Origin of the sequence: Phyllobacterium sp. CCNWLW109, assembly GCF_037203905.1 — a bacterium.
GTDB classification, from domain to species: domain Bacteria; phylum Pseudomonadota; class Alphaproteobacteria; order Rhizobiales; family Rhizobiaceae; genus Phyllobacterium; species Phyllobacterium ifriqiyense.
Genome location: NZ_JBBCBK010000002.1, coordinates 493145 through 511261, shown reverse-complemented (window position 1 = coordinate 511261; position 18117 = coordinate 493145). Strand labels below are relative to the sequence as shown.

The 18117-nt window shown below is 52.4% G+C and carries 14 protein-coding genes; 6 read left to right on the top strand and 8 right to left on the bottom strand.

What is annotated here, in order from left to right; translation table 11 throughout:
- Positions 1 to 37: 37 nt before the first annotated feature.
- The 6 genes from ppdK to V9K92_RS07720 all read right to left on the bottom strand — a co-directional run bounded on the left by ppdK (position 38) and on the right by V9K92_RS07720 (position 10047).
- The gene (gene ppdK / locus V9K92_RS07745; RefSeq protein ID WP_307283387.1) at positions 38 to 2707 is read right to left on the bottom strand and encodes a pyruvate, phosphate dikinase; all 2670 of its coding nucleotides are present in this window, start codon (positions 2705 to 2707) and stop codon (positions 38 to 40) included.
- A gap of 146 nt (positions 2708 to 2853) precedes the next feature.
- Positions 2854 to 6312 carry a chromosome segregation protein SMC gene (gene smc, locus V9K92_RS07740; protein ID WP_337353703.1) on the bottom strand — a complete coding sequence of 1153 codons (3459 nt, stop codon included), beginning with the start codon at positions 6310 to 6312 and terminating at the stop codon, positions 2854 to 2856.
- Positions 6313 to 6393: 81 nt separating this feature from the next.
- Positions 6394 to 7080, bottom strand: a complete 687-nt coding sequence (locus V9K92_RS07735) for a DsbA family protein (RefSeq protein WP_115052070.1) — start codon at positions 7078 to 7080, stop codon at positions 6394 to 6396.
- A gap of 130 nt (positions 7081 to 7210) precedes the next feature.
- A complete protein-coding gene (locus V9K92_RS07730) occupies positions 7211 to 7711 on the bottom strand; it encodes a DUF721 domain-containing protein (protein ID WP_337353702.1) in 501 nt (166 codons plus the stop codon).
- Positions 7712 to 7735: 24 nt separating this feature from the next.
- Positions 7736 to 8710, bottom strand: coding sequence for an NAD-dependent epimerase/dehydratase family protein (locus tag V9K92_RS07725; RefSeq protein WP_337353701.1), 975 nt, complete (start codon positions 8708 to 8710; stop codon positions 7736 to 7738).
- A gap of 17 nt (positions 8711 to 8727) precedes the next feature.
- Positions 8728 to 10047 carry an O-antigen ligase family protein gene (locus V9K92_RS07720; protein WP_115052076.1) on the bottom strand — a complete coding sequence of 440 codons (1320 nt, stop codon included), beginning with the start codon at positions 10045 to 10047 and terminating at the stop codon, positions 8728 to 8730.
- 84 nt (positions 10048 to 10131) lie between these two features.
- Here V9K92_RS07720 and mutY point away from each other — a divergent pair, with 84 nt between their 5' ends.
- Complete coding sequence (gene mutY, locus V9K92_RS07715; RefSeq protein ID WP_337353700.1) at positions 10132 to 11211, top strand: A/G-specific adenine glycosylase; 1080 nt, start codon at positions 10132 to 10134, stop codon at positions 11209 to 11211.
- Positions 11208 to 11819 (top strand): HAD family hydrolase, encoded by a 612-nt coding sequence (locus V9K92_RS07710; protein WP_115052079.1) that lies wholly within the window; start codon positions 11208 to 11210, stop codon positions 11817 to 11819. The genes mutY and V9K92_RS07710 overlap by 4 nt, the downstream gene beginning before the upstream one ends.
- A gap of 96 nt (positions 11820 to 11915) precedes the next feature.
- Here the strand turns inward: V9K92_RS07710 and V9K92_RS07705 are convergent, their stop codons facing one another.
- Entirely contained in the window at positions 11916 to 13049 is a 1134-nt protein-coding gene (locus tag V9K92_RS07705; protein WP_115052081.1) for a site-specific DNA-methyltransferase, read from the bottom strand.
- A gap of 208 nt (positions 13050 to 13257) precedes the next feature.
- Here V9K92_RS07705 and V9K92_RS07700 point away from each other — a divergent pair, with 208 nt between their 5' ends.
- Entirely contained in the window at positions 13258 to 13944 is a 687-nt protein-coding gene (locus V9K92_RS07700) for an HAD family hydrolase (protein WP_115052083.1), read from the top strand.
- 33 nt (positions 13945 to 13977) lie between these two features.
- Here the strand turns inward: V9K92_RS07700 and V9K92_RS07695 are convergent, their stop codons facing one another.
- Positions 13978 to 14583: a hypothetical protein gene (locus tag V9K92_RS07695; protein WP_115052085.1), complete on the bottom strand. Its 606-nt coding sequence runs from the start codon at positions 14581 to 14583 to the stop codon at positions 13978 to 13980.
- Between the two features lie 141 nt (positions 14584 to 14724).
- Here V9K92_RS07695 and thrC point away from each other — a divergent pair, with 141 nt between their 5' ends.
- The 3 genes from thrC to V9K92_RS07680 all read left to right on the top strand — a co-directional run bounded on the left by thrC (position 14725) and on the right by V9K92_RS07680 (position 18115).
- The gene (gene thrC / locus V9K92_RS07690) at positions 14725 to 16131 is read left to right on the top strand and encodes a threonine synthase (RefSeq protein WP_337353699.1); all 1407 of its coding nucleotides are present in this window, start codon (positions 14725 to 14727) and stop codon (positions 16129 to 16131) included.
- 100 nt (positions 16132 to 16231) lie between these two features.
- Complete coding sequence (locus tag V9K92_RS07685; RefSeq protein ID WP_115052088.1) at positions 16232 to 17527, top strand: M16 family metallopeptidase; 1296 nt, start codon at positions 16232 to 16234, stop codon at positions 17525 to 17527.
- 6 nt (positions 17528 to 17533) lie between these two features.
- The gene (locus V9K92_RS07680; RefSeq protein WP_115052090.1) at positions 17534 to 18115 is read left to right on the top strand and encodes a GNAT family N-acetyltransferase; all 582 of its coding nucleotides are present in this window, start codon (positions 17534 to 17536) and stop codon (positions 18113 to 18115) included.
- Positions 18116 to 18117 lie beyond the last annotated feature (2 nt).

Sequence of the window (18117 nt, the reverse complement as noted above, 5' to 3'; positions counted from 1 at the left end):
AGCACTTGGAACTAAGCGGAATTATGGCAATAAGCCTTTATTTTCCTTTGGTTTTTGCTGATGCCTGCGCCGCGGCAAGCCGGGCAATCGGCACCCGGAACGGTGAACAGGAAACATAGTCCAGTCCTACCTGATCGCAAAAATGGATCGATGCCGGATCGCCGCCGTGCTCCCCGCAAATTCCAAGTTTTATGTTTGGCCGGGTTGCCCTGCCTTTTTCCGCGGCCAGCTTCACCAGTTCGCCTACGCCATCCACGTCAATCGACACAAATGGGTCCTGCTCAATGATACCCTTGAGCTGGTAGGTCATCAGGAACGAAGATGCATCATCGCGGGATATTCCGAACGTCGTCTGGGTCAAGTCATTGGTTCCAAACGAGAAAAACTCGGCAGCCTCCGCAATTGAATTGGCACGGATCGCGGCTCGTGGCAGTTCGATCATCGTGCCCACAAGGTAACTGATCTTGATTTCAGTCTCCTTCATCACATCCGCCGCAACCGCATCAATCCGCGCTTTCACAAAATCCAATTCAGCTCGAAGACCGACGAGCGGCACCATGATTTCCAGCTCGACCGGTGCGCCAGTCAATTTCGCAGCTTCCACCGCCGCTTCGAATATGGCGCGCGACTGCATTTCGGCAATCTCTGGATAGGAAATTGCCAAACGGCAACCGCGATGTCCCAGCATGGGATTGAATTCATGTAAGGATTCTGTTCGCTCCCGTAATTTGTCGGAGCTGATCTTCATCGCTGCCGCGACTTCGGCGATTTCCTCGTCTGTCTTCGGCAGGAACTCGTGAAGTGGTGGATCAAGCAGGCGAATCGTTACGGGCAGGCCGTGCATAATTTCAAATAACTCAATGAAGTCAGCGCGTTGCATTGGCAGCAGCTTATCCAGAGCAGCGCGTCGGCCCTTCTCGCTTTCTGCCAAAATCATTTCGCGCATGGCAATAATGCGCTCGCCTTCAAAGAACATATGCTCCGTTCGGCATAGGCCGATCCCCTCGGCGCCAAAGGAACGCGCCGTACGGGCATCATTGGGAGTTTCGGCATTGGCGCGCACTTTCATGCGGCGAGCACCATCTGCCCATTCCATGATCTTGCCAAAATCGCCCGACAATTCAGGTTGAAGCATTGGCACAGCGCCCTTCAAAACCTGACCGATTCCCCCGTCAATCGTAATGATATCGCCCTTTTTGAGGGTAACGCCCATAGCGAGCAGTGTCTCGTTTCGATAGTCAACACGAAGCGCCCCAGCGCCTGAAACGCAGGGTTTCCCCATGCCGCGCGCCACCACGGCAGCATGACTTGTCATGCCGCCGCGTGTGGTCAGAATTGCTTCTGCAGCATGCATGCCGTGAATGTCTTCAGGGCTGGTTTCAATACGGACCAGAATGGCCTTGCGGCCCTCTGACTTCAATTGTTCCGCATCTTCCGACGAGAAGACAATCTCACCAGTAGCCGCGCCAGGCGATGCCGGCAGGCCAGTCCCGATAACTTCGCGCTTAGCCTTCGGGTCGATTGTCGGGTGCAGCAATTGATCAAGAGATGCAGGCTCAATGCGCAACACAGCCTCGTCGCGGGATATCAAACCCTCATCCGCCATCTCAACTGCAATCTTCAGCGCAGCCTTGGCGGTGCGCTTGCCGGATCGGGTCTGCAACATCCACAATTTACCATTTTCAATAGTAAATTCAAGGTCTTGCATGTCGGTGTAGTGTTTCTCAAGCTTGTCCGAAACAGCGCAGAATTCGGCAAATGCTGCCGGCATGATCTTTTCCAGAGAAGGTTTGTCAGAACCCGCAGCGATGCGTGCTTCCTCGGTAATATTTTGCGGGGTGCGGATACCTGCCACGACATCTTCGCCCTGTGCATTAACCAGGAATTCGCCGTAGAGCTTCTTTTCGCCCGTAGACGGATTGCGCGTGAAGGCTACGCCAGTAGCGGATTTATCGCCCATATTGCCAAATACCATGGCTTGGACGCTGACAGCCGTACCCCAGCTTTCAGGTATGTTATGCAAACGCCGGTAGGTGACGGCCCGCGCATTCATCCAGCTTGAAAAAACCGCGCCAATAGCGCCCCAAAGCTGCTGTTCAGGGTCTTGAGGAAAAGGCTCTTCCAGTTCTTCCTCGATCTTGGCCTTGTACTGCGCAACGACATTTTTCCAATCGTCGGCAGTCAGCGCAGTGTCGACATCGTGGCCTAAATTGGCCTTGGCATCCTCGAGTATCTCTTCAAAAACTGAATGATCCAGCCCCATGACAACATCAGAATACATCTGAATAAAGCGGCGATAGCTGTCATAGGCAAACCTTGGGTCGCCTGTTTCCTGGGCAATTGCTTCCACGGTTTCGTCATTGAGCCCGAGATTAAGGACCGTATCCATCATTCCAGGCATGGAGGCGCGTGAGCCGGAACGCACTGAAACCAGAAGCGGCTTCTTGCTGTCCCCAATGGTACGACCGGTTACACTGGCAATATGCTCCAGCGCCTGTCCGACTTCCTTGGCAAGCGTGTCCGGATAGCTGCGCTCATGCTCATAGAACCAGCTGCAAACTTCCGAAGTGATTGTAAATCCGGGGGGAACCGGCAAGCCTAGCGAACACATTTCGGCAAGATTTGCGCCTTTTCCTCCGAGAAGATTGCGATCTCCCGCCGAACCTTCTGCCTTGCCATCCCCAAAAGTATAAACCCATTTTACCATTGCAGCCTCCCATGCCGCTAACGCTTCATTGAGGTCTACGCGATGAATGCGGAAATCGCCAGCGCCAAATGCTGCAATGCAGCATTCAAATCGATTAGCAGGGTAAATCCGCGTTAAGTCTTGAAATGTTTGGTCATTTAGACAGCTTAGCTTGCTTCCCGCAACTGCTCTGCAGTCTGAAGATCGACTGAAACCAGTTGGCTAACGCCTTGCTCTGCCATCGTTACCCCGAAGAGCCGGTTCATGCGGGCCATGGTGATCGGATTGTGGGTGATGACCACAAAACGAGTATCGGTCGACGCCGCCATTTCATCCATCAGATTACAGAAACGCTCGACATTATGGTCGTCGAGCGGTGCATCAACCTCATCCAGCACACAGATTGGAGCTGGGTTCGTCAAAAATACCGCGAAGATCAAAGCCATGGCTGTCAGCGCCTGTTCGCCACCAGATAGAAGCGTCATCGTTTGCGGCTTCTTTCCTGGGGGCCGAGCAAGAATTTCGAGCCCAGCTTCCAGCGGATCATCAGACTCGATGAGTTGCAATTCCGCTGTTCCACCACCGAAAAGATGGGTGAAAAGCCGCTTGAACTGCACATTGACCACTTCAAATGCTGCCAAAAGACGCTCCCGTCCTTCGCGATTTAGGCTCTGGATGGCCTGGCGCAGCTTCTTTACGGCCTCGATAATATCTTCGCGCTCATTGATGATTGCTTCAAGCCGAACAGACAGTTCTTCCTGTTCTTCTTCGGCTCGCAAGTTCACGGCGCCCAATCGTTCGCGTTCGATTTTCAACCGCTCAAGATTGCGTTCGGTCACGTCGACGTCGGGCAGCGGGTCGTCTGGACCAAGCCCAGTCAATTTCATCGCCTCGTGCGGTGCGCAATTGAGCGCTTCGAAAATGCGCGCTTCCGTGTCCTTACGGCGCTCCTGTGCCGCTGACAGACGTTCTTCAGCCCGCGCCCTGCCTTCCCGAGCAGTGGCCAGCGACTGGATGGCTTCTGTTGCGGCCCGGTCAAGTTCCTGCTGTCTGGCCTCCGCTACAGCCAGTTTATCGCCCGCGCTTTTACGCAGCTCTTCGGCTTCGGAGAGTTGCGAAAGCAGAGCGCGGTTACGCTCGGCGATTTCTTCGGGTGCATCGGCGAGATTGGCGGCTTCCCTCTCCGCTTCCAGACGCCGCTCCCCAAGCGACTTTATCTGACGATCTGCATTCTCCGCGCGGGTAATCCAGCTTTTACGCTCAAGCCCGATCGACTCGAGGCGGCGTATCCGGGCTTCCGCTTCACGTCTTAGCCCATCATAAATGGCGCGGGTTTCCGCAAGAGTTGCACGGTCCAGCGTAACCTCGGCGGTTAACGCAGCAAGACGGCGATTCAACTCTTCGACATCAGCGGCATTCTCAAGACGCATCTGCGTTTCGACCAACTGTTCCTGTGTCTCTTCAAGCGTTTCGCTCAGGCGGGACTTCCCTTCATCAAGTGCGGCACGCCGGCTGAACAGCTGGCCCGAAGCTCGCTCTGCCGCCGCCAAGGCCTCACGCGCATCATTCAAAGACCGTTGCGTGGAACGCCAGTGGTCGCGGGTAGTGCGTTCATTCTCAACGGCATCACGGACAGCTTTTTCTGCTTCGGCGATAGCCGATTCAGCAACGCGCAACTGCTTTGTCGCTTCAACAACCTCAAGATCAAGCTCTGCCAGCCGATTTTTCTGCGCCAGTCGTTGAGCTGCCGGTGTAGGAGCGTCGGCGCTTGCCGTATATCCGTCCCAGCGCCATAGATCGCCGGAAGGGCTGACAAGCCGCTGTCCCGGTTTTAATTGCGCCTGCAGCCGCCCCCCGCCTGTTTCATCGACAAGCCCGATCTGGGCAAGTCTACGGGCCAATTGCCTTGGTGCACGAACAACTTCAGCCAACGACCTGACCCCTGCCGGTAGCGCTGGATCGTCTATTGTTGTTGCAATTTCGCCCCAGAAAACAGGTGCGGAAATATCAATCGGGGCGTCTAGATCTTCACCAAGCGCTGCCCCAAGTGCTGTTTCGTAGCCCTTTTCGACTTTGATGGCCTCCACGATCGCTGGAAACAGGTCGGAAGCCGCTGCATTGATCATCTTGGCCAAAGTATTGGCTTCAGTTTCGGCGCGTCCTAGATTGCTGCGTGCTTCTTGCAAAGGTTGCCGCAACGTCGCTTCCTTTTGGCGCGCTGTCTCTACCGCTGCTTCTGAAGCAAATGTCGCCTCCTCAGCCTGAGCAAAAATCGCTTCCGCTTCTTGGACAAGTCTTTGCTTTTCAACCGGGTCAGCCAAGGTTGAAATTTGCGTCGCAACAGAATTTAGCTCCTGCTCGACATCACCTATTTGCCGCAAAAGACGGTCACGGCGCTCGGTTATTTCGCGCAGGTTGCGTTCAATCTGCGCCCTCTCCGCTGCAGCCTCAGCGCGCTCGGCAGTAATTTTTGCGAGCGCTGCTTCACTTTCCTTAAGCTTTGCTTCAGCACGTTCAAAATTGGCCCGCGTTTGCAGTTCACGCGTTCCAGCATTGGCATTTTCGTCTGTGAGCGACTGCTCTTCCGTGATGAGGCGCTCCAGCACGTCATCATTGTCGCTTATCATCTGCTCTTCACGAGCAATGTCAGCAGTGAATTGCTGTAGTCGCTTCTCAATTTCTGTCTGGCGGGCACGAATGCGCTCACCTTCCTCTTGCAATTGTGATCTGGCGATTGTCAGGCGCTGCAGTATAGCGGCCGCCTTTGCCTCTGCCTCACGCAGATCAGGTAGATGATGAGCGCCGATAGCCTGCTCTTTGGCAGCATTCATCTGGCGCTGCGCCTGTTCACCAACGCCGGATGTTGCGACAGCCAAAGCTGATTGCGCTTCGCCTTCCTGAGTTTTAGCGACAGACCATTTCAGGTGCAGCAAAATTGCTTCAGAACGTCTTATATCGGCTGAAAGGCTCTTGAAGCGGTTTGCTTGGCGCGATTGCCGCCTCAAGCTTTCAATCTGCGTCTCAAGCTCGCCAACGACATCTTCCAGACGCTCAAGGTTCTGCTCCGCAGCCCGCAAGCGCAATTCTGCTTCGTGACGACGCGTATGCAAGCCGGAAATGCCTGCGGCTTCTTCCAATAGCGCGCGCCGCGCCTGAGGCTTGGCTTGGATCAGTTCACCAATACGACCCTGCCCCACCATGGAGGGCGAACGCGCACCGGTCGACTGATCTGCGAAGAGCAGTTGCACATCCTTGGCACGGGCATCCTTGCCGTTAATGCGATAGACAGATCCGGCCTCGCGCTCGATACGGCGTGAAACCTGTAGTTCATCTGCATTATTGAAAGCCGAGGGTGCAGTACGGTCTTGATTATCGAGGAAAAGCGTTACTTCAGCTGTATTGCGCGAAGGCCTCGTCCCCGATCCCGAAAAAATAACATCATCCATGCCGGAGGCGCGCATATTCTTATATGAGCTTTCGCCCATAACCCAGCGCAGCGCCTCGACGAGATTGGATTTGCCGCAGCCATTGGGGCCGACAACACCGGTTAGCCCGCTTTCAATGACGAATTCGGCAGGCTCAACGAAAGACTTGAAACCCAGGAGGCGGAGTTTGGTAAAGCGCATCAGAGGCCCTTTCCAAAAACGATGCCCAGAATCGAAACGGCGGACGCAATTTCGCGCCCGCCGGAAATTTGATCGCGGGTATTAGAGCAGGCCGTCAATGATCGCTGACATTTCGTCAACCGATAGGGCTCCCGAATACTTGGCACCATTGATAAAAAAGGTTGGAGTTGAATCCACACCGAATTCTTTGGCACCGCGCTCACGCACAGCATTCACATCATCCAGAAGCTTTTGGTTCGTCAAGCAAGCTTTGAATGACTCCTGTGTAAAACCGGCCAATTTGGAGATTTGAAGCAGTGGTTCCTCGGCATTTGCTGCCGCAGCCCACTGTTCCTGCTGTTTGAACAACACTTCTACCATTGGATAGTAGCGATCTTCCGGTGCGCAACGTGCCAGCATAAAGGCTGCAGCAGCGCGCGGATCAAACGGAAATTCGCGCAGAATCAACTTGGCCTTGCCGGTATCAATGTACTTTTCCTTGATAGTCGGCAGAGTGGTGGTGGAGAAATGCGCGCAATGTGGACAAGTCATCGAAGCATATTCGATGATTGTTACGGGCGCATCGGCCTTGCCGAGAACCATGTCCTTCAAACCGCTTGCTGCAACAAGCTTGGCCTCGTCTACCTTACCCGTCGAGGCTGGTACTTTTACGTCCTTGGGTGCCGCAGCTTCCTGCGCCCATGCGCCCGTACCCGCCGTTAAAGCAATGGCTGCTGTAGAAATAGCCGCAAGGCCCAGGATTTTTCTGCGATTCAACAATTCAGTCATCAGGGTCACCAGTCTCCGGCGTTGATCATGCATTACAAAGTATTGCAGCGTTAAAGCTCGATGGCAGTCTCTTTAAGGCAGCTTTACCATTCTGTCTTTGAATTTTTCGTGATGAGAATGCAATCCCGTCTCAACGTCTGCTCTTTTCAGCATGAATGCTTTGACCGAGTTTTTGCAGCGCTTCGCGGAGATTTTCATCCTCAATATTCTCCACCGAATGACTGATCTTGGCGCGCGTAGTAGCATCAACAGGAGGAAGCTCACGGCGCTTTACAACAGGCAGTGCCACAGGCTTTTGCTCAATTTTGATACGTCCGACTGCTGCAAAGCCTAGAAAGGCGTTGACGCGGCTGATAATCTCACCGGTTTCATGGCTCATCCGCATCGCCGTAAAACCCTGGCAAGCAATAATCAACGTTGCAGGCTGGAACGGATCATCCTCATGCGCCCTACGGGGCCAGAGCAGCTTTAGCGGGCGTGATTGCTGGCCGAGATCTGGTCCAACGACTTCTTCCCATGACTGCACGAGTTCTATGGTGATCCCGGCGCGCTTGCGAAGGACAGGATCAAGAATGCCCGCTGCAGGATCGGCAAGGGGCCGAAAACCCTTTTTGCTGCGATCATTAGTCATGAAAACAAGTCATATACGAATAATTCATCGACCATTATAGCCGCGAAACCACTCAACGAACAATGGAAGGCCATCCTCAAGCGCCATGGTGGGCGCAAATCCAAGATCACGCGAGGCCAATTCAATGTCGGCATAGGTGCGGACCACGTCGGCAGCGGGCATCGATTCGAATTTCTTGATAGCTTCCCGGCCACAAGCCTGCTCGATGATTTCTATGAAGCGCATAAGCGCAACAGGCTTGTTATTACCCAAATTATAGATGGGCGCGGTTTCATTCGGGTGAGATAATATCCGGCGGACAGCGCCATATACACCATTGACGATATCATCAATGAACGTGAAGTCGCGCTCCATATTGCCGTGATTATAAACTTTGATCGGCTCTCCCCGCAAAATTGCGTCGGTAAAGAGCCATGGAGCCATGTCAGGCCGGCCATAGGGCCCATAGACCGTAAAGAAGCGCAGTCCGGTCGAATTTACATTGTGGACACGTTTGTAGGAGTGAGCGAGTAGTTCCGCCGAGCGCTTGGTGGCCGCGTAGACCGAAACCGGTTGGTCAACGGGATCATTTTCAGCAAACGGTACCTTTTTGTTCGCGCCGTACACCGACGACGAACTGGCATAGACAACGGGGGGGCATTTGGTCATTTTGCGGGCTTGTTCAAAGATAGTCACCTGGCCCTGAACATTCGCATCGACGTAAACTGCCGGATTTTCAACCGAATAGCGCACCCCGGCCTGCGCAGCCAGATGTACTATGATATCCGCGTCAAGATCATCGGCTATCGCTGAAGCCAGCTCTTGCGGGTTGGCAATATTAGCCTGTACAAACCGATTACTCCGCTTGCCCTGTAGAACAGAAAGACGGGTCTCTTTGAGCGCAACAGGGTAATAATCATTGAGATTGTCGATCGCGAGAACGTCAAATCCCTCACTTACGAGACGGCTCGCCACGTGAAATCCGATAAACCCCGCCGCACCCGTTACAATTGCCTTCATTTAATAGATTTTCTCACTCAACTTGTTCGTTCGCCCAGAGCAATTTTATCGGTTTCCGCCAGTTCAGCTGTTTGCGAAACCGAGAGATAGACCGCTTCTCCCGCGATCCAGCAAAGCACTATCGTGAGATAAACGAACACCGCATCAGTTGCATCATGACCAAACATGATCCCGAATGTACCGGTAACCACATAACTGGTTACAAGCAGAAGTGAAATGGCAATTGCAATATCACGACCAGGTCCACGTTTTTTTCGAAAAGCGGCGATAAGTGGCGCAGCTAACAGCGCCAATACCCCTAACAGGCCTACAATTCCTCCATCGACAGCAGCGTTTAAAAAGCCATTGTGAACATGCGTAAACAACAGTTTTTTCCCTCCGGGCACATCCAGAGCGCTATTCACCTTCTCCATGCGATTTTGGGGGCCATAACCCATCAAGGGCGCTTGGAGAAAGGCTTTCATTCCCCCTTCCCATAAAAGCATACGGGCCTTTAAAGAGCTTATCTCGTTTGGCTTTTCATCGAGCAAGGAAATATCCGATTCCAGCGCGTGATAACGCTCTTTTACCTTCAGTCCGGCAATGGCAAGCACAGCGACAATAAGAATGGCCAAGACCACCTTGATCGATCTACTGACTACTGGGAGTTCCTGACCACGCAAATACCAGAACAGGATCACAAAATTGAACGGCATGACGAGCCACGCGGATCGGGTACCCGAAAGGAATGCGCACAGAAGTCCACATGCAAACCCCGCAACCGCTATTATACGCTCCGTTTTGCTCTCTGAATGCGCGTTTAAAAGCGAAATACTGCCAAACAATACGGTAAACAGTCCGAAGACAGCGGCATTACCTGCACCACCTTCCGCTCGAATGTCGAGAAAAACGGCCTGTATGATGCTGAAAACCAAAGACCCGATCATTCCGAGCCCGGCACCGGTGATCAAAAACGGGATCAAGCGCCCCGAGATGCTAACGCGAAGCCTCGGAATGACGAACCAGATTGCCAGGAAAGGTATCATCTTCAACAGGAACGTCTTGTCATCTGATGCATTGGGGTGCATGACGACTGACAATACGGTCGTCAAAACAAACAATGTCACGCATGACGCGACTATTTTGTCGGTGCGTGTGAGTTCAAATGGAAAGCGCTTCACGGCAAGTGAGATTAATGCCCAAGCGAACGCGCAAACCAATATTACTGAAGTTCCACTTGCGAGCAGTCCTGGAAAAAGCGCAAAAATAAAAGTGAAAATACGATTATTGCGATCAATCCCCACATAATGCCCCTTTGAAGGGATCAGTAGCGCCTTGGTCAACTGCTCTGGAAACATGACGGTTCCGAATATGACTGAAACTGGCACAATCAGCCAATTTATGAATAACGTATTTCTACCCTGTAACGCAGTTTGTGATTGATGCAACCCATAACGACAAAACTGGTAAAATGGTATGATGCCCACCACAGGATTTTGCCGTGGCGGATTTCCCCAAGTGAACGATCACAAGGGAAAATAGCAGATCCTTATCGCATCTGGCTGTCAGAAATCATGCTGCAACAGACAACTGTTGAAGCGGTAAAGCCATATTTCAACGCCTTTACAAAAAAATGGCCGACGGTTGCCCGTCTCGCCGCCGCCAGTCAGGACGATGTGCTAAGGGCCTGGGCTGGCCTCGGCTATTATTCCAGAGCACGCAATCTGAAAAAATGTGCCGACATCGTTTCCAATCTTTATGATGGCCGATTTCCAAGTGAAACTCCCGATCTGAAAGCTCTGCCGGGAATAGGTGATTATACTGCTGCGGCTATCGCATCCATTGCATTCGATAGGCCTGTGGCCGTTGTCGACGGAAACGTGGAACGTGTCATCACACGGCTTTACGCCATAACCACCCCTCTCCCTTCGGCCAAACCAGCAATACGAGCAAAGATGCAGGCGCTTACCCCGAGCGAACGACCGGGCGATTTTGCGCAGGCCATGATGGATCTCGGAGCAGGCATATGCACCCCAAAACGACCGGCATGCATTATTTGTCCTGTCAATGATAATTGCCAGGCACTGAAAACAGGAGAGCCTGAGCTCTTTCCGGTGAAAGCTCCTAAGAAGGATAAGCCTGTTCGCCTTGGAGCCGCGTTCGTCGCCATTTCTTCCGACAATGAAGTCTATCTTCAAAGCCGAGCGGAAACAGGACTGCTGGGTGGCATGGCCCAAGTGCCAACAACGGCGTGGACGGCACGGATTGATGGAGATACCCGAATCGACGCAGCGCCTTTTCCCGCGGACTGGACACCAACAGGTAAAATTACGCATGTTTTCACGCATTTCGAACTGCGTTTAAGCATCTACAAGGCTGATGGTATCGCGGCCCGTCCAGGTGTTGGCGGCTGGTGGGTGAAAGTCGAAAATCTTCATCAAGAGGCGTTGCCGACGGTCATGAAAAAGGCCATTGCTGCTGCCATCCCAGACGCTTTTACGAAAAGAAGGAAACCGGAATGACGCCCGTCAAGCATATCGTATTCGACATTGGTATGGTTCTCATCGGCTACGAGCCGGATGTCGCATTTCGCGAGCTAATTCCGGATGCAGCTGAGCGAAAATGGTTTCTCGAAAACGTCTGTACAAGTGCGTGGAATATTGAACAAGACCGCGGCAGAAAATGGCCCGAAGCCGAGGCCCTGTTGATCGCAGAATATCCTGACCATGAACATAATATTCGAGCGTTCAGGCAAAACTGGCACATGATGATCACTCATTCCATTGATGGCAGCGTTGAAATAATGCGCAAACTTATTGCCGATGGCCATGACGTTACAATGCTTACGAATTTTGCTTCGGACACATTGCGTGAGGCGTGGGAACGCTTTCCGTTTCTCACCGAAAGCCGCGGCGTTACGATTTCAGGTGATATTGGCCTCATCAAGCCTGATAGGGCCATTTACGATCACCACGTCAAAACATTTGGTGTCGATCCAGCTGCAACATTATTCATTGACGACAGCCCGAAGAACGTTGTTGGCGCGCAAGCGGCGGGCTGGCAGTCGATACAGTTTATCGACCCTGATACGTTGAGAACTGATCTTAACAAACTCGGCATTCAGGTCTGATTTTATCTCACCTTGGAACAAAACAAAACGCCCGAGGCCAAGCCTCGGGCGTTGGTGTATCGGAACGGCGCTGGAGATCACCGCCGATCAGATTCCTCAAGCTCCGGCGGAAAGCATCCCGCTACGAACCTGCTTGCGCAGTTCATCGATAGGCTTCAGCGAGCCTTCGTCCTCGTAGTGCCAGAAAGTCCAACCATTGCAGGCGTCGAATCCCTGCACTTTCGCACCCATGCGGTGGATAGACCCTGCATCGCCGCCTGTTGTGATAGTGCCATCAGCCCGAACAATGGCAGCATGACGTCCGCGTGCATCGCTCAAGATCGCGCCAGGCCTTAACATGCCGGACTCGACAATGCTCCCGAACGCGACCCGGGGCTCGGCACGCTTGCTTGTCATCACTGTCAGCTCGGCGCCTGCCAGCGGCTCCACAGAATCGATCCGAGCTGTCGCAGCATCGATATACTTTTGCTCACGCTCGATCCCGACGAAGTGCCGTCCGAGACGTTTTGCAACCGCGCCGGTTGTTCCAGAACCGAAGAACGGATCGAGAATGATATCACCGGGCTTCGATGACGCCATAAGTATCCTGGCAAGGAGGGCTTCAGGTTTCTGCGTCGGGTGAATTTTGTCGCCATTCTCATCTTTAAGACGCTCTCCCCCTGTGCAAATCGGGAAAAGCCAGTCCGATCGCATTTGCAGATCGTCATTGGCTGCCTTCATGGCCTCATAATTGAATGTGTAGCCTTTCGCCTTCTGATCACGCGATGCCCAAATCATGGTTTCATGGGCGTTCTGGAATCGGCGTCCACGAAAATTGGGCATCGGGTTGTTCTTGCGCCAGACTATATCGTTGAGCATCCAGAATCCGAGATCCTGCATGCTTGCGCCAACGCGGAAAATATTGTGGTAAGAGCCGATCACCCAAATCGTGCCATTAGGCTTCAAGACGCGGCGGCAGGCCAGTAACCAGGCTCTGGTGAACGCATCATAGGCCTGAAAACTCTCAAATTGATCCCAATGATCGTTGACAGCATCCACTTTGGATTGATCCGGTCGATGGAGATCACCTTCAAGCTGCAGATTGTAAGGCGGATCGGCGAAGATCACATCAATCGAATGATCGGGCAACCGGTTGAGGGCTGCAACGCAATCCCCCTTGAGAATCGTATCAAGCCAGGACGCTTGCGGTGCGGACTGGGGAAGTTCATTCACGCGACGGACAACAGACATGGGATACTCGATTACTGGAGACGCTTTACTGATCCTTATGGTTACCGCGTAGGGTAAATATCGCGTTAAGAGCAGGTAGATCATGAGTTGACCGAAGAGCTTTTCTTTGACGCATGGCCGATAAGGGTGTAGTCGATGCCCGTAATCCCCCCAATTGACCCGAGGCGTGCATTATTTGCCGCACACTATTCCGGACAGGTATTATTCAATGGAACCCCAACTCATAATCTTCGACTGCGATGGCGTGCTCGTTGATTCAGAATTCCTCGCTGCCGAAGTTGAATCTCAATTACTGACGCAATCGGGTTATCCGATTGACCCAGAGACAATCGCTGAACGTTTTGCGGGTCTGACATGGACCGATATACTGCTACAGGTCGAGAAAGAATCCGGCATTCCGATTTCAGCATCACTGATCGAAGAATCGGCCCGCCAGATGGACCATAAATTGCGCAATGAGTTGAACGTCATTGAGGGCGCAGAACAGATTATAGCCTCGCTGAAATACCCAAAGTGCATTGCTTCCAACTCGATCAGTTCTTCACTGAAAATGATGCTTGAGCAAAGTACGCTTTACGAGTTGTTTTCCCCTCACATTTTTTCCGCACGCGAAGTGGGGACACAAAAGCCAAAGCCAGCGCCGGATGTCTATCTGTTTGCCGCCAAGCAATTCAATGTGAATCCGGCAAATGCCATCGTGATAGAAGATTCCACGCATGGCGTGCACGCTGCACATACGGCTGGCATGCGCGTTATCGGCTTTACCGGTGGCTCGCACACCTATCCCGGCCACGCCGACAAGCTTACTGACGCCGGTGCCGAAACGGTTATCAGCCGTCACAGGGATTTGCCGGCCACCATCGAGGCCATGTCAATCTGGTCAGAAACTGTTTAAATGAAGAAAAAGCCGGCTACTGCCGGCTTTTTCTTACTTTTTTCTCGATTTTTTGGGCGCATCGCCTGATTCATCAAAACCGATAAAGACTTGAATATTTTGAGCCGAAGGTTTTGGGAAAGAAACGTTCGCATCGTTGAAAACAAATTGTGTTGCGGCACTACCGTCATTCGCTGGAACTGCCTGATGGTGCAGTTTCGAATAGAGAACTTCAGTACCCTGCACGACGGCGACACGGATCGGCACGTTCACAGTACTGGGCGAAAATTTCGGCCCGGGCACGATTTTACCAGCAATGGCAACATTCATCGTCATATTGCCGTCAACCGTGCTGCAGGATCGTGTCTCATTGGAGATTGAAGCTTGGTAAATCAGATTATCTGGAGTTTTTTCGGCTTTTCCGTAGTTCGTCAAAACGGATGTGCCCTCACGAATAGTAACTTGCGGGCAGAAAGCCAATAGTTCTGAAGCTTTGATACGCTCCTGGGCCTGGCCCAATGCCTGGGCTTTCGGACTATTGGGATCTTCCGTTTTTGAGCCACTCGTAGAACAGGCGCTCAGTCCCACAGCAAAGACCAAAGCACAAACTGGGGCGTAAAGTTGATAGAAAGGCTTGGAATTATGTGTTTTTGACTTCATGAACAGAACTTTCCCCAAAGAACGAAGCTTGACGAACCGACATGTTCTATACCAACGGTAAGCAAATAATGCGACGGGCTTCATCAGCTTTTTTACCAGCACGATATCGGCACTCTTAGACAAGGTACACAAGGCAAAAATATGAAATACATCAGTACCCGCGGCGAAGCCCCTAAACTTGCCTTTTCCGACGCGCTTCTGGCGGGTCTGGCACGCGATGGCGGTCTCTATCTTCCGGAGCATTTTCCACAGTTTTCCGCTGCAGAGCTTCGTTCGCTTCGTGGGAAAACCTATGCTGAGATCGCGATTCATGTCCTGACGCCCTTTATCGACGGCGATATTGATCAGTCTGATTTCGAGCGTATGGTACACGAAGCCTATGAAACATTTCGTCATGATGCGGTTTGTCCCATCGTTCAAACCGCGCATAATGAATTTGTTCTAGAGCTCTTTCACGGGCCCACCCTCGCCTTCAAAGACGTGGCGATGCAGTTGCTGGCCCGTCTGATGGATTACATACTGACACAGCGCAATGAGCGGGCCACCATAGTAGGAGCAACGTCCGGAGATACAGGCGGCGCAGCCATTGAGGCTTTTGCCAATCGCGACAGGACAGATATTTTCATCATGTTTCCGCACAACCGGGTTTCCCAGGTGCAGCAGCGACAGATGACGACATCCGGCGCCCCCAACGTGCATGCATTGGCAATCGAAGGAAATTTCGATGATTGTCAGTCGCTCGTCAAAGGCATGTTCAATGATTTGAACTTTCGCGACACCCTGTCATTATCAGGGGTCAATTCGATCAACTGGGCACGTATTATGCCCCAGATCGTCTATTATTTTACCTCGGCACTTTCCCTCGGCAGTCCTGATCGCAAAATATCCTTTACTGTCCCCACCGGGAATTTTGGTGATATTTTCGCTGGTTATGTGGCAAAACGCATGGGCCTGCCAATCGATCAGCTGGTCATCGCAACGAATGACAATGACATTCTGACCCGCACGATCGAAACGGGGAATTATGAAACGCGCAGCGTTCTTCATACGACATCGCCGTCCATGGACATTCAAGTGTCATCGAATTTCGAACGGCTGCTATTCGAAGCACACGGTCGGGATGCCGAGGCTGTCCTGCGCCTGATGAATAATCTGAAACAATCCGGCAGCTTCGTGATTGGGGAGCCCGCGCTGAGCAAGATACGCGAAGAATTTGGCGCTGGCCGGTCAACGGCAGCAGAAACAGCCGAAACAATCGGTCAAATGCTAAGGTCCACCGGTTATCTCATGGATCCGCATTCTGCCATCGGACTGAAGGTTTCCCGTGAGAAAATTCCAGCAGATCAGCAGAGCGTCGTTCTTGCGACAGCCCATCCCGCAAAATTTCCAGATGCTGTAAAAGATGCCAGCGGAGTAAATGCCGATCTTCCGGCGTGGCTCGGCGATCTGATGGAACGAAAAGAACAATATACGGTACTTCCCAACGACCTGAAAAATGTGAAAGAGTATATTAGCCAACATTCGCGTGCGTCACCTCATAAGCTTTAAACGGATTGAGCGGTGATGAACAAATACAAGGTGCTGCTGCGTATAGTGTGCTTCCAGTCCGGATGTACGGCGCAGCAGGGCGGCAAGTGAGGAGCATTGCATGGGCGTTGAAATCAGTCGCCTCTCCAACGGTTTGACGATTGCGACAGAGACAATGCCGCATGTGGAGAGTGTAGCACTTGGCATCTGGGTAAAAGCAGGGTCGAGAAGTGAGGCGAAGAACCAGCATGGCATGGCTCACCTCCTCGAACACATGGCATTTAAAGGGACCGAAAATCGCTCCGCGTGGAAAATTGCGGCCGATATTGAAGATGTTGGCGGCGAGATCAACGCAGCAACCAGTGTCGAGACGACATCATATTATGCTCGCGTTCTGCGCGATGACATGCCGCTGGCTATCGATATCCTCACCGACATCATGACAAGTTCCAAGTTTGATGCAGACGAACTTGAACGTGAAAAGAACGTCATTATGCAGGAAATCGGCGCTGCACATGACACGCCCGATGACGTTGTTTTTGACCGTTTTACCGAGGCATCCTTCAAAAATCAGACTATAGGCAGGACCATCCTCGGGACACCTGAGACCGTTCAATCTTTTTCCTCAGCCGATCTGCGCCAGTATATGGATGAGCAATACAGCGCCGAACGCATGGTCGTCGTTGCCGCAGGCGGCGTAAAGCACGACGAATTTGTGCGCGAAGTTGAAAAACGTCTCGGCTCATTCCGGGCAAAATCCACTGCGCCTGAGGCTGATCCAGCACATTATGTCGGCGGTGATTTCCGAGAAGAGCGGGAATTAATGGATGCTCAATTGGTCATTGGCTTTGAAGGTCGCGCTTATCACGTGCGTGACTTCTACGCTTCGCAATTGCTCTCCATGGTGCTTGGCGGGGGAATGTCTTCGCGGCTTTTCCAGGAGGTGCGGGAAAAACGCGGATTATGTTATTCCGTTTATGCTTTTCACTGGGGCTTTTCCGATACCGGCATTTTTGGCATTCATGCCGCAACTGGCCGAAGCAATCTTAAAAAGCTTGTTCCCGTCATTATCAACGAGCTACACGAAGCTGCACGCAATATCTCCCAGGAGGAATTGAATCGCGCCCGCGCACAGTATCGTGCGAGCCTGCTGATGTCGCATGAAAGTGCTGCCAGCAGGGCAGGACAAATCGCAAGGCAGATCATGCTTTACGGCGAACCTGTATCAACGGAAGCGCTGGTCGACCGGCTGTCCAAGATTACGGTCGAGCGGCTGACAGATCTTGCAGGCCGATTGTTTCTGGATACGACACCAACGATTGCCGCTGTTGGTCCAATTGGTTCATTAATGAAATTTGATGACGTTCGCAACGGTTTGACGTCAATATCGGCAAGCCCGCGAAAAATCGCTGTCTAAAGTGCGATGATCGCGCTGCCGTTCCTGAAAAGTGCACCCCCGCCCCTTCAGGGCGAGCGGCTGTATTTACGTCCACCTCAACTTTCGGACTATAAGGCCTGGGCAACGCTCCGCGCGCAAAGCCGTGATTTTCTGGTGCCTTGGGAGCCGCTCTGGGCTGTAGACGATTTGGAGCGAAATGCATTTCGCCACAGGATCAGGCATTATGACGAGGAAGCGGCTGCCGGAACGGCCTATCCCTTTTTCCTGTTTCGCAACACCGACTCGCGCCTTATTGGTGGCATTACCCTTGGCAATATTCGCCGCGGTGTCGGGCAGAATGGCATGATTGGCTATTGGGTTGGCGAGCCGTTTGCCGGTCAAGGCTATATGTATGAAGCTCTTCGGCTAATTATACCCTATGCTTTTACCAAGCTAAGGTTGCACCGGCTGGAAGCGGCCTGTATTCCAAGCAATGAAAGATCTATCCGGCTTCTCGAAAAAGCCGGATTTCAGAAGGAAGGACTGTTACGCTCCTACCTCAAAATCAATGGTATGTGGCAAAACCACCTGCTCTTCTCGCTTATTGAAGACGATCGGTGGCGGTAACC

What these genes read in the sequence shown, in the direction of transcription:
- ppdK (WP_307283387.1), bottom strand. Translation starts at nt 2,707, where the DNA reads ATGGTAAAATGGGTTTATACTTTTGGGGATGGCAAGGCAGAAGGTTCG.
- smc (WP_337353703.1), bottom strand. Translation starts at nt 6,312, where the DNA reads ATGCGCTTTACCAAACTCCGCCTCCTGGGTTTCAAGTCTTTCGTTGAG.
- V9K92_RS07735 (WP_115052070.1), bottom strand. Translation starts at nt 7,080, where the DNA reads ATGACTGAATTGTTGAATCGCAGAAAAATCCTGGGCCTTGCGGCTATT.
- V9K92_RS07730 (WP_337353702.1), bottom strand. Translation starts at nt 7,711, where the DNA reads ATGACTAATGATCGCAGCAAAAAGGGTTTTCGGCCCCTTGCCGATCCT.
- V9K92_RS07725 (WP_337353701.1), bottom strand. Translation starts at nt 8,710, where the DNA reads ATGAAGGCAATTGTAACGGGTGCGGCGGGGTTTATCGGATTTCACGTG.
- V9K92_RS07720 (WP_115052076.1), bottom strand. Translation starts at nt 10,047, where the DNA reads ATGTTTCCAGAGCAGTTGACCAAGGCGCTACTGATCCCTTCAAAGGGG.
- mutY (WP_337353700.1), top strand. Translation starts at nt 10,132, where the DNA reads ATGCAACCCATAACGACAAAACTGGTAAAATGGTATGATGCCCACCAC.
- V9K92_RS07710 (WP_115052079.1), top strand. Translation starts at nt 11,208, where the DNA reads ATGACGCCCGTCAAGCATATCGTATTCGACATTGGTATGGTTCTCATC.
- V9K92_RS07705 (WP_115052081.1), bottom strand. Translation starts at nt 13,049, where the DNA reads ATGTCTGTTGTCCGTCGCGTGAATGAACTTCCCCAGTCCGCACCGCAA.
- V9K92_RS07700 (WP_115052083.1), top strand. Translation starts at nt 13,258, where the DNA reads ATGGAACCCCAACTCATAATCTTCGACTGCGATGGCGTGCTCGTTGAT.
- V9K92_RS07695 (WP_115052085.1), bottom strand. Translation starts at nt 14,583, where the DNA reads ATGAAGTCAAAAACACATAATTCCAAGCCTTTCTATCAACTTTACGCC.
- thrC (WP_337353699.1), top strand. Translation starts at nt 14,725, where the DNA reads ATGAAATACATCAGTACCCGCGGCGAAGCCCCTAAACTTGCCTTTTCC.
- V9K92_RS07685 (WP_115052088.1), top strand. Translation starts at nt 16,232, where the DNA reads ATGGGCGTTGAAATCAGTCGCCTCTCCAACGGTTTGACGATTGCGACA.
- V9K92_RS07680 (WP_115052090.1), top strand. Translation starts at nt 17,534, where the DNA reads ATGATCGCGCTGCCGTTCCTGAAAAGTGCACCCCCGCCCCTTCAGGGC.